We start from the raw sequence: 13129 nt of genomic DNA, 5'->3' as shown, positions 1-13129 counted from the left end.
ACACCAAACGAAGTTATTCTAACAAACCGCCGTATACCGAACGGTACGTACGGTGGTGTGAGGAGACAGCAGGGAAACTAATTCCCTGCTTCTTACTCGATTCTATAATTTCGTTTGATTTAAGGACGATGGACTTATAATTCCAAACTACTTCTTCAATCCTATTTCTCTTAATCTTTCATCAAGATATTCGCCGGCAGTCATATCGCTATAAGCTTTAGGATGATCCGCATCAATAGTTGATGGTAAACTGGTCAAGTCCATATCACTACGTGGGTGAAGGAAAAAAGGAACAGAAAAACGTGATGTTTTCATTAATTCGCGCGGTGGATTTACCACTCTATGCGTTGTCGATTTTAATTTATTGTTGGTTAACCGTTGTAACATATCGCCCACATTTACCACAATATCAGTATGGTGTGCTTTAATAGGTAACCATTCGTTGCTGCGGGTTAATACCTCTAAGCCATCGGCACTGGCACCAATTAATAAGGTAATCAGGTTAATATCTTCATGTGCACCTGCGCGCACCGCATCATCAGGAATCGTTTCGGGATTCTCGATCGGGAAATAATGTATTCCCCTCAAAATAGAGTTTCCGTTATGTACGTGTTTATCGAAATAATTGATCGGCAATTCAAGGTAAGTGGCAATGGCACGTAACAAATGCGTTCCGTTTTCTTCCAGTTTTTTGTAAATATCGCCTGTAACTTTATTAAATTCAGGTAGTTCTGTTAAAACCTCATTGTCAGGATATTCATTTTTTACCGGATCACCATCTGTTACTTCCTGACCAATTTGCCAAAACTCTTTTAAATCTGGTGTTTTAGCTCCTTTAGCAGTTTCTTTACCTGCACTGGTGTAGCCGCGCTGACCAGCCAATTCTGGTTTTTCGTATTTTCTTTTAATTTCAACCGGAAGCGCAAAAGCAGCCTTTATGTTTTCGTAAAGTTTATCAATTAATTCCTGGCTTAAACCATGATTGGTGATGGTAACAAAACCCGAGTCGTTAAAAGCTCTTCCCAATTCATCAGAAAACTTTTTACGCTCTTCTGCTGAACCATTGATGTAAGAACCTAAATCCAAACAAGGAATATACGGTGTAGACATAATTATTAAATTTTAATGTTGTACGAATTTAAAAAAGAATTGTTAATAAGTGTTGTTGGTGTATTATTTTGTGGTGTAAAAATTTATAAATCAATGTTTTAAGTTGTTAACATTAACTGCAAAATTCACAAATAGTTGTATTGTCACATAAAATCCATTATAATTCAAACACAAACTACAGTTTAATTTATTTCGTATAATTAGGTAGAAAATAATCCAATGAAACTGTAAGGTTAAAGGGTTATTTGCGACTAATAAAATAAACACACATGAAAAAAATACTTTTAATATTATTAGCTGTATTGGCCTTAAACCAGGCAAATGCACAAGGGAAAAAAACAGAAAAGGCTACATTTGGAATGGGTTGTTTTTGGTGTACCGAAGCTATTTTTCAACGCTTAAAAGGAGTAGTTTCAGTTAAATCAGGTTATGAAGGAGGTACATTAAGCAATCCAACTTACGAAGAAGTGTGTACTGGTGCTACCGGACATGCAGAAGTTTTAGAAATTACATATAATCCGATGGTGATTTCGTATGATGATTTATTGGAGGTTTTTTGGAAAAGCCATGATCCAACTACCTTAAATCGCCAGGGAGCAGATAGCGGTACGCAATACCGTTCGGTGGTTTTTTACCATACACCAGAACAGAAAGCTTTAGCAGAAAAGTATAAGGCTGAATTGAATAAAACCAATGCATACGGCAAAAAAGTAGTTACAGCGATAGAAGCTGCGAAACCATTTTATATAGCTGAAAATTATCATCAGAACTATTTCAATAAAAATGGAAGCGAGCCCTATTGCAGATTGGTTATCCAGCCTAAAATAGATAAACTGGAAAAAATATTTAAAGCCAAGCTTAAAAATTAATAATTCAAGTTGAAGAGCCCTGTAATAAACATTGCAGGGCTTTTTTAATTTAATATATTAAATATGGTAAAATGTAGTATCCTGGATGGCAGCAGAGCGAACAGCTATTTTAGCGAATTTAAAAAATGTGATTTTATCATAATTAATGTACTCATTTAGTTTTTTCTGATCAAGTTCGAGTAGAAGCTGGTCGGTTTTTTCTTTTAAGCAGGAAATAAAAAAGAACACAGTTAACAATAGAAGTAAGTTTCTAATGAGGAATCTAACGGTAAAAAAGATTTATAAAACTAACATTTTAGGGTTAAAAAAAACCAATGAGGCTTCTTCATGCTATTATCATTAAAGAAATTGAATGGCTTATTGTAGAATTTTTAAATTTATGCCGCCTTTAAAAGTATATTCGCAATTATTTTAAGCAAATAAGTAGTGGTTTTATTAAATTAATAATGGCTTGTAAGTGTTAGTGTAATGTCTTTTTTCTTTGGCAGATCAAGTACCATAAATTTTGGATTAAAATTTGATTAGAACTTGCTAAAACATTGGTGTATTTCTAATTTTTAGGCAATTTTTTTAAGATTTAATGCCTTAAAATTCGTGGGATGTTTAAAATCATTCTAAATTTGTAACTCCTTTAAAGTAAGATGACAAAAAAGAAAAAGACAGTTGGTAAAACTGACGCAGATGTAATTTTAATAGGGGCTGGCATCATGAGTGCAACCCTTGGTGTTTTATTAAAGCAATTAGAGCCGAATCTAAGTATTGAGATTTACGAACGTTTAGATATTGCAGCAGCAGAAAGCTCTGATGCCTGGAATAATGCTGGAACGGGACACTCTGCTTTTTGCGAATTAAACTATACCCCTGAAAAGAAAGATGGCACAGTTGAAATTAAAAAAGCTGTTCAGATTGCTGAACATTTTGAGGTTTCAAAACAGTTTTGGTCTTACTTGGTAAATAAAGGACTGGTTTCTGATCCATGCAATTTTATCCGCAGCATTCCTCATATGAGTTTTGTTTGGGGTAAAAAGAATGTAGAATATCTTAAAAAACGTTACGATGCTTTAACGCAATGCGACCTTTTTAGCGATATGCAATATACCGAGGATACTGAACTTGTGAAAAGCTGGGCGCCATTAATTATGGACGGCCGTAAAAAGAACGAGAAAGTTGCCGCAACAAAAATGGATCTTGGCACCGATGTTAACTTTGGTACGCTAACCCGCGACATGTTTAACAACTTAAAGGAACAAAGTAATGTTAACCTATATTTTAACCACGAAATCCGCGACCTGAAAAAGAATAAAGATGGCAACTGGATTGTAAAGGTTAAAGATTTAGAAAGCGGAGACAAACGTAAGCGAGTAGCAAAATTTGTATTTATTGGCGCTGGTGGTGGTTCTCTGCCATTGTTAGAGAAATCTGATATTCCTGAAGGAAAAGGTTTCGGTGGTTTTCCGGTAAGCGGGCAATGGCTAAAATGTACCAATGAGGAAATTATCAAAAAACACCATGCAAAAGTATACGGTAAAGCTGCGGTAGGTGCGCCTCCAATGTCGGTACCACACTTGGATACCAGAATGATTAATGGTAAACAAGCGTTATTATTTGGTCCGTATGCAGGTTTTTCTACAAAATTCCTTAAAAATGGCTCGTTCCTGGATTTACCAAAATCAATAAAGTTTAATAACATCCGTCCGATGATATCTGCCGGATTACATAACTTAGATTTAACAAAATATCTAATTGAACAAGTAAGGCAATCGCCAGAAGATAGATTAGAAGCCTTGAAAGAATATTTACCAACTGCCGAACTTAAAGATTGGGAATTGGAATATGCCGGACAACGTGTTCAGGTAATAAAAAAGGATGAAAAACAAGGTGGCGTTTTAGAATTTGGTACAGAAGTAGTGAGCGCAGCCGATGGATCTATTGCGGCTTTATTGGGTGCTTCTCCTGGTGCATCAACCGCGGTATCAATTATGCTCGATCTGCTAAACCGTTGTTTCGCTGATGATTTGGCAACTGATGAATGGCAGGCGAAAATTAAAGAAATGATCCCGACTTATGGTAAATCACTCGCAGAGGATGCAGATCTTTGTAAAGAAACCAGAAGCAAAACATCAAAAGTTTTAAAAATAGAAACCACCGTAGTTGCTTAAGCAACAAAAATAAAATTTAAAAGGTTCCGATTTTATCGGGACCTTTTTTTTTGAAAAAAATCGACCTCTACCGTATTCTTCTGTATACCGAGGATGCGTCCCGCTGGGAAGGCTTGGGTTGAGAAAATATGATGTAGACCCGTAGTGTATTCCAAGGGCCTTTATTTATTGTGTAAAAAGATCAATACCAACAACCCACTCCCTTGGTCTGTGTCCTCACAGACCGAAACTTGCTATATCATCAATCGTTTGCATTACCAAACGTTCCTATGGAACGAACACAAATAACAAATTGTTATTTGCTACCGATGAGGCGTCCCGCTGGGACGGCTTAGATACTAAAAAAAAATAATGTCGACCCTGAGTGTAGTCGAAGGGCCTTTAATTTATTTGTTAAAAAAGATCAATACCAACAACCCACTCCCGCGGTCTGGGTCCTCACAGACCGAAACTCTTGCTATATCATCAATCGTTTGCATTACCAAACGTTCCTATGTAACGAACACAAATAACAAATTGTTATTTGCTACCGATGATGCGTCCCGCTGGGACGGCTTGGATCCTGAAAAAAATTGTGTAAACCTTGAGCGTATTCCAAGGGCCTTTATTTATTGTGTAAAAAAGATCAATACCAACAACCCATTCCCTTGGTCTGTGTCCTCACAGACCGAAACTTGCTAAATCATCAATCGTTTACATTACCAAACGTTCTTATGGAACGAACACAAATAACACATTGTTATTTGCTACCGATGAAGCCTCCCGCTGGGACGGCTTGGATCCTGAAAAATATGGTGTCGCCTTTGAGTGTATTCCAAGGGCCTTTATTTAATGTGTAAAAAGATCAATACCAACAACCCACTCCCTCGGTCTGTGTCCCCACAAACCGAAACTCTTGCTGTATCATCAATCGTTTGCATTACCAAACGTTCCTAGGGAACGAACACAAATAACAAATTGTTATTTGCTACCGATGATGCGTCCCGCTGGGACGGCTAGGGTTGTGAAAAAAATTGTGTCGACCCTGAGTGTATTCCAAGGGCCTTTATTTATTGTTTAAAGGAGATCAATACCAACAACCCATTCCCTCGGTCTGTGTCCTCCCAGACCGAAACTTGATAAATCATCAATCGTTTGTATTTCCAAACGTTCTTATGGAACAAACACAAATAACAAATTGTTATTTGCTACCCAGGATGCGTCCCGCGGGCACGGCTAGGGTTGAGAAAAATATGGTGTCGCCCCTGAGTGTAGTCGAAGGGCATATTATTTGTTTCTTAAAAAGATTATATCAATAGCCCTTAGAATTTAACATAAAAAAAACGTCCAAAATTTATTTTAGACGTTTTCAATTCTGAACCAATTCAGGATTAAGATTTTGTTGTATTTAATTAAGCGGCGATCACTTCTGCAACTTCATCGGCAGAAATATCGCTGTGTGATGCTTCTAACACACAATCGCCATTTTTAATTAATAAAATTTGTGGCGATTGGTGTGCCACCTGAAATACCTCTGCAATCTTGTTTGAAATATCCCGGTAACTAATTAAATCTAAAAAATAGAGTTTTGTGTCAGCTGGAATAACTTCCCAATCAAACTCAAAATTCTTTTTGGCCATCAAGCTAATGGAGCAACGTGTACTGTGCTTAAATATAAGGCTAAAACCGCTCGCGTTTTTGATTTCATCAAGCTGTTCTATTGAAGTTAAGTTAACCCAAGTCATGATATTATATTATTGTTTTACAGAATAACAATTGCAGCTGAATAATGTTCTGCAAATGACCTGAATATGAGATTACAAATGAGTTAGATTAGTTTCTTCTGCGTTTACCTTCTGGGTAAGAGCCATAAGCAGGGCAAAGCTTAGAAGAACAAGATTCTAAAATGGTAATGGTGCTAAACACCGCCAATAGTAAGATGGCTACTTTTTTCATCGATCTGATAAATTTTAAACGTCTAAGGTACAAATATTTATTAAAAACCAAGTTTATATTTGTGCAGAAAAATCAGCCATCTTAATTGCAGTAATTGCGGCTTCATCGCCTTTATTACCATGTTTACCACCTGCACGATCTTGCGCCTGCTCTAAATTATTAGTAGTTAACACGCCAAAAATAACAGGTTTACTGTATTTAATGCCAACATTTGTTACACCCTGTGCAACCGCATCGCAAATAAAATCGAAATGTTTGGTGTCACCTTGTATCACACAACCTAAACAGATTACAGCGTCAATATCGCTTCTTTTACTTAATAAAATTTCTGCACCCACTGTAAGTTCAAAACTTCCCGGAACAGGTAAAGAGATTATATTTTCTTCTTTTACCCCGTTGGCCAACAAAGTTTTTAATGCTCCATTGTAAAGCGCACCGGTAATTTCGGCGTTCCACTCGGCTACAATAATTCCGAATTTATAGTTTGCTCCACTTGGAACTGTAGTATGAGAGAAATCTGATAGATTTTTTAATTGTGTTGACATAAGGGCAAAGATAATGTTATGCTGTGAATGTTAAAAACCTTAATGTTTGTTACTTGTAACATTTAACTGGTAATGTTTAGATTAGTAAGATAATCAGATAAATTTTAACGGCTTATGGAATTTCAGCATTCTGCCCATCTCTATTAAAACGCAAAATCATCTTATGAATTCATCATTACGTATAGCCGCATCATTCCTTTTTATCTTCTTATTATCATTTAATGCTTCTGCGCAGGTTAAATACACACTGGCCGATTTTGAAAAGGTAGATTTCATTGCAAACGAAGGCAAACCAAAAGATGCGCTTAATTTGATCGCAAAAATTAATAAGCAGGCGCAAAGTGATAACAATGCACCGTTGCTGATCAAATCTGTTATTTACAGAATGATGTTTCAAAGTTACCTGGAAGAGGATGCTTTTGATAAAATTTTGATTGATTTGCGTAAAGATATCAGCAATGCCAAGCAACCTGAAAAAAGTATTTTACAATCTCTTTTGGCTGAAACCTACTGGAATTATCTACAACAAAACAGGTGGCAGATTAATCAGCGTACACAGATAGAAGGCGATGTAAGTACCGACATTAAAACCTGGAGCATAAAAAAACTCAATGATGAAACGGTAAAATACTATCTGTTATCCTTAAAGGAGAGTGAGCTGTTGCAGCAAACAAAGGTTGATGTATTAGACGCTGTTTTGGCCGGAGATAAAAATAACCGAAAGTTCAGGCCAACATTATACGATTTACTTGCCCATCGTGCCATCGGTATTTTTAACAATACCCAACTTAACCTGACGCAATATGATGAGGAATTAATCAACATGAGTAATGTAGATTGGTTTGGAAACCACGAGACCTTTTTAGGAATGTCAATTCTGCCCGATAGCACATCCTTTAAACCCCAGGCTTTAAAATTATTTCAGCAGTTGATAAAATTTCATCAAAACGACAGCAATTTGTCGGCATTAGTTGATGTTGACCTAAAACGTTTAAAATTTGTAAAACAGAGTTTTAATGGCGATGGCTTAGAATTATATTATAATGCGTTGGATGTATTGGCCAAACAAGCTCAACAAACTGAAGTTTATGCCGATATTTTATACGAGCAGGCCGAAATTCGTAAAAATGCACAATTACCGGGCGATACCGACAAACAAAATCTGATCAAAGCTATAGCGTTGGCAGAAAAAGCGGTTGTTGCCTATCCGAAAAGTATTGGTGGGCATAATGCTGAAAACTTGATTAAAAAAATTCAAAGTAGCGAACTATCAGCTAAAACCAAAAGTTATATTTTACCTGATAAACCCTCACAACTCCATCTATCTTACAAAAATGTAGATACCATACAGTTTAGATTATTTAAAACACCTGAATTTGAGAATGAATATGAGCAGTTTAAATACAAAGCAGATTTTTTAACTTTCTTAACCAAAAATAAGGTTGTAAAACAATGGTCAGTTGTGGTTCCAAAAAGTACCGACTACCAAAGCCACACCTTGATTGATAAAATTGATGGGTTAGATTTAGGAGCTTATACTTTAATTGCCCAAGCCATTAACCCAAAACAAAAAGATACTGTTTACAGCAATATCAATTTCAAGGTTACTATAATGGCCGTAACCAACAGGCGCAATATCGAAAAACACGAGTATACAGTTTACCAGTTGAGTAACGGCGCACCCTTAAAAAATGTTAAAATTCTACAACGTAGATACAATTACAATACAAAGAAATACATCGATGGTGATTTAATGATCACGAATGATAAGGGTTACGCCAGTACAAATGAAACCGAAAATAACATGGCTTATGCATTGGTAACACATAATAACGAGGAATTGAAATTAAACATTAATAATTACAACAGTTATCGTGAGGATGTTGATCAGGAACGCATAATTCTTTTTACCGATAGGCCGATCTATCGTCCGGGGCAAACCATTTACTATAAAGGATTATGTTTAAGGTCTGAAAAAGGAAAAAATAAAATAATTCCAAATAAAGTGGTTGAGGTTTATTTTAAGGATGCCAATAGAAAAGAAATAACCAAAAATGAGGTTACCAGTAATGAGTATGGTACTTTTCAGGGTTCATTTACTATACCAATGGGTAAGCTAAATGGCAATATGGCAATTGTAACCACATATGGCAGCATTGGTGTACAGGTTGAAGAATATAAACGGCCAACATTTGAAGTGGTTTTCGATAAGCCAAACCAAATTTATAAACTTAACGATAGTATTAAAGTCCAGGGTAAAGCCACTTCCTTTTCAGGATATGCTGTTGGCAATGTGAAGCTTAGTTATAAAGTTTTTCGCAGGGCGATTTATGATGGCAGAATAGATTATTCGCAAGGTGACGCTATTTATGGAGCAACATTTTTTCAGCGGAAACAAATTGCCACCGGCAAAACGAGCACCAGGCAGGGCGGACAATTCGATATTAATTTTTTTGCGAAAGCAATCAATTTAAACCAAAATTACAGCTATGAAGTTGAAGTAGAATTAACGGACATAAATGGCGAAACCCGTACAAAATCAACAAGTATTAATGTGGGGCAAAAAGACATTAACATTAATATAGATACCCGGCAGGTAATTTATTTAAGTAGCAAAACTGACAGTATTCCATTTTGGGTAACCAATTTAAATAACGAACCGATAAAAGCCGATATCAAGGCAGAGTGGAGTTTACTCCAGGCCCCCTCAAGCCTGGTGAACAAAAGCCCTTTTAATGCCGAAAATTATACCATGAGCAAAGAGGAGTTTATTAAAAACTTTCCTGATCAGGAATATAATAATGAGTTGGAAGTAGCAAAATGGCCGATAAAATCAGTATCGCTGAAACAAAATTTAACCATTAAAGATGGTCGGGGGAATTTAACTTTAAATCAAAAAAATATAAAACCAGGTTATTACAAAATCAGTGTGTTGGCCATAAATGCTCAGAAAGATTCAATTAAAGTTGACAAATATTTAGTGGTGTATAATGAGCAACCAGCTGTAATACAGTCAAACATCGAATGGATTTCACCAGAGGTAAATGTAATCAAACCAACCGAAAGTGCGGTTTTTAGATTGGCCGGACTTGCAGAAAATACCATTGCCTATTATGAGGTTTATTATTGCGATAGCATTGCCGAAAAAGTTTGGATTAACCTATCGCCAAAGCAGCATATTGTTAAAATTAAACCCAATGCTGTTTATAAAGATGGATTTGCCGTACAATTTACAATGGTTTACCAGGGAACGATTTACCAATCGATGCAACAGGTACGCATTACCAACCCTGCAAATGAATTGAACATTCAATTTTTAACCTTTAGAAATAAACTGCAGCCAGGTGAAAAAGAAAGCTGGAAATTACAGATCAGCAATAAAAATGGCGAAAAGCAAATGGCCGAAATGGTGGCTACACTTTACGATGCCAGTTTGGATGATTTTAAAAGGATGGATTGGAACACGCAGTTGACCAGCGGCTTTAACTATTATTTTTACAACTGGAATTTTAATGCCAATGATATTACTAACCAGGGTTATTTATGGTTTTTAAGAACCCACAAAAATTATACTGTAATTGAACGTTGGTATGAAAACCTTAATTTATTTGGCTACAATTATTATGGAGGCTACAACAACAGTTACGAAAATTATATAAACAGTTTACATAAACCTAAAATAAAAGGTTTGTCGGCAGGGGCGAAACAGAAACTGGCAGCATTAGAAAAAGGAAAATCGGTTTATGGAGTGGTATTCGACAGCGAGAATGAAACACTGCCAGGTGTACAGGTAAGCGCTGGTAAACGTGTAACAAATACAGATAATGATGGTATTTACATTATTGAAGCCAAAGCAGGAGAAAAATTAAACTTTGCTTTTATAGGGTTTAAAAATTATGCTGTTAATATAGGCAGTAAAAAACGCGTTGATGTAATTTTAAAAGAAGATAGGCAATCGTTAAACGAAGTTATGGTTGTGGGCTATGGCGAGCAACGAAAGAAAAGTGTAACTGGCTCTGCTGTACAGATAAGAGGTGTTTCTGCTTTGCAGGGAAAGGTTGCCGGGTTGAATGTAGCGGCACCAATGGCTGAATCTGCAGTAGCACTGAATGATGAATCTAAAGATCCAACACTGCGTCAGGAAATTGAATCCCTTAAGAACAAAAATATAACCTTACGCACCAATTTTAACGAGCTTGCATTTTTCTATCCACAATTACTCACCGATGCCAAAGGTGAAATTAAGATAGAATTTACCATTCCGCAGAGTTTAACCCGTTATAAAATGATGGGCTTTGCACATACCAAAGATTTAAAAACCGCATCCATTACCAAAGAACTTGTTACCCAGAAACAATTGGCTATTGCCATCAATGCACCACGCTTTTTCCGTGAAGGAGATACCATTTTATTAAGTGCCAAGCTAAACAACCTAGCAGGAAAAAAACTTATGGGCAATGCCAGTTTGGAGCTAACTGATGCTTTAACCGCGAAACCGATCAGGATTTTTGCAATTAATGAAAAAACAGAGCAGAATTTCGTGGTTGATGATGCCGGCAACACCGTTTTAAAGTGGAAATTAATTATTCCATCAGGGATTAGCGCCATTACCTATAAAGTTGTGGCGCAAAGTGGCAAATTTAGCGATGGAGAAGAAAATACCATCCCGGTATTAGCAAACGCGATGCTGGTTACCGAAAGCATGCCTATAAATGTACGCGGCAATACCACAAAAATTTTCGATTTCGAAAAGCTAGAAAAATCCGGCAGTTCGAAAACCTTACGCAACCAGAGTTTAACTTTTGAGTTTACATCCAACCCTGTTTGGTATGCCGTGCAGGCCTTGCCTTATTTAATGGAATACCCTTATGAGTGTGCTGAGCAAACTTTTAGCAGGTTTTATGCCAATAGTTTTGCCACCGGAATTATCAATTCAACACCAAAAATTAAAACTGTTTTTGAGCAATGGCAAAATACCAATAACGGGGAGGCATTATTATCCGATCTGGAAAAAAATAAGGAATTAAAATCTATTTTGTTGGAAGAAACGCCGTGGGTACGCAATGCAGACAACGAGGCAGCGCGTAAAAAACGTTTGGCTATACTTTTCGATTTAAACCGAATGACTTACGAATTGAAAAACAATTTCGAGAAGCTGGAGAAAATGCAGTTCAACAATGGTGCTTTCCCATGGTTTACCGGCATGCAGGAAGATAGATACATTACACAACACATTGTATTAGGAATGGGCCAGTTAAAAAAATTGAAAATGATTGACGAAAAAGCCTATCCGAATTTTAATGTGATGTTGAATAAAGCCATTATTTATTTAGATGCAAAGTTTGTTAATGATTATAAAGATGAAGTGAAGGAAAAACGTTTTGGCTACTTACCATTACACTATCTTTTTGCCAGAAGTTATAGCAATCAAAAAAATACCACTGCCGATTTTACAAAAGCCAAAGATTTCTATCTCCATAAATTAGTCGCCAATTGGAAAACCTTCGATACCTACCAACTGGCACAGGCTGCTTTAGTTTTAAACAGAAACGGAAATACTGAAGAAGCTAAAAAAATAATCACCTTATTAACGCAAACTGCTCAACAAAGCGACGAAATGGGCATGTATTGGGCTAAAAATCAAGCAGGCTGGTGGTGGTACCAAAATCCGATAGAAACACAGGCACTATTGATTGAAGCTTTCGGCGAGGTGGCAAATGATACCAAATCCGTAGAGGAGATGAAAATCTGGCTGCTTAAAAACAAACAAACCAACGATTGGAAAACCACAAAGGCTACTACTGCGGCATGTTATGCCTTGTTAATGAACGGAACAGATTTATTGGCAGAAAGTAATGAGCCAGAAATTACAATAGGTGACCAGAAACTGGCACAATTGCAAGAACCTATCCCGATAAAAGAGGCTGGCACAGGTTATCAAAAATTAACCATCCCTGGTATAAACGTGAAGCCGGAAATGGGTAGGGTAGCGGTTAAAAATAACAACCAAACCATTGCCTGGGGTGCTATGTATTGGCAGTATTTCGAACAGCTGGATAAAATTACACCTGCAAACACTGGTGTTAAAATTAAAAAAGAGCTGTTTATTCAGAAAGCAAGTAATAAAGGAGACATTTTAACGCCATTAACTTCTGCCAATGTATTGGCTCCGGGCGATTTATTAAAAGTACGCATCGAAATTTACTGTGATCGTGACATGGAATATATTCATTTGAAAGATATGCGTTCATCGGGCTCTGAACCTATAAATGTAATTTCAGGATATAAATATCAGGATGGACTTGGTTATTATGAAAGTACAAAAGATGCATCAACCAACTTCTTTATCAGTTACATGCCAAAAGGAACCTATGTATTCGAATATCCATTGCGGGTAACGCATGCAGGAAATTTTTCAAATGGAATTACCAGCTTGCAAAGTATGTATGCACCAGAATTTACCACACATTCTGCTGGGATAAGGGTTACGGTAAAATAAATGAATTACCTT

Annotated in this window: 7 protein-coding genes; 3 read left to right on the top strand and 4 right to left on the bottom strand. The window is 36.6% G+C overall.

The genetic code is table 11. From position 1 onward, the window contains the following. Positions 1–147: 147 nt before the first annotated feature. Entirely contained in the window at positions 148–1110 is a 963-nt protein-coding gene (locus tag ASE74_RS13980) for an isopenicillin N synthase family oxygenase (protein ID WP_055910198.1), read from the bottom strand. Positions 1111–1379: 269 nt separating this feature from the next. On the opposite strand from ASE74_RS13980, the gene msrA reads away from it, so the two are divergent. Both msrA and ASE74_RS13965 read left to right on the top strand, forming a co-directional pair. Next, on the top strand, positions 1380–1979 hold the full coding sequence (gene msrA / locus ASE74_RS13975; RefSeq protein WP_082458781.1) for a peptide-methionine (S)-S-oxide reductase MsrA: 600 nt from the start codon (positions 1380–1382) through the stop codon (positions 1977–1979). A 641-nt stretch (positions 1980–2620) separates the two neighbouring features. Beyond that, entirely contained in the window at positions 2621–4138 is a 1518-nt protein-coding gene (locus ASE74_RS13965) for a malate:quinone oxidoreductase (RefSeq protein WP_055910192.1), read from the top strand. Positions 4139–5529: 1391 nt separating this feature from the next. On the opposite strand, the gene ytxJ is transcribed toward ASE74_RS13965, so the two are convergent. From ytxJ to ribH, 3 genes are all read right to left on the bottom strand, one after another. Then, a complete protein-coding gene (gene ytxJ / locus ASE74_RS13960; protein WP_055910188.1) occupies positions 5530–5862 on the bottom strand; it encodes a bacillithiol system redox-active protein YtxJ in 333 nt (110 codons plus the stop codon). Positions 5863–5950: 88 nt separating this feature from the next. After that, a complete protein-coding gene (locus ASE74_RS25350) occupies positions 5951–6073 on the bottom strand; it encodes a hypothetical protein (protein WP_255352041.1) in 123 nt (40 codons plus the stop codon). A gap of 53 nt (positions 6074–6126) precedes the next feature. Then, a complete protein-coding gene (gene ribH, locus ASE74_RS13955) occupies positions 6127–6618 on the bottom strand; it encodes a 6,7-dimethyl-8-ribityllumazine synthase (RefSeq protein ID WP_055910184.1) in 492 nt (163 codons plus the stop codon). 163 nt (positions 6619–6781) lie between these two features. Here ribH and ASE74_RS13950 point away from each other — a divergent pair, with 163 nt between their 5' ends. Then, positions 6782–13117 carry an alpha-2-macroglobulin gene (locus tag ASE74_RS13950; RefSeq protein ID WP_055910181.1) on the top strand — a complete coding sequence of 2112 codons (6336 nt, stop codon included), beginning with the start codon at positions 6782–6784 and terminating at the stop codon, positions 13115–13117. The last annotated feature ends 12 nt before the right edge of the window (positions 13118–13129 follow it).

It is taken from the genome of Pedobacter sp. Leaf216, from assembly GCF_001421515.1.
Classification (GTDB): domain Bacteria; phylum Bacteroidota; class Bacteroidia; order Sphingobacteriales; family Sphingobacteriaceae; genus Pedobacter.
This window is presented reverse-complemented; position numbering and strand designations above follow the sequence as displayed.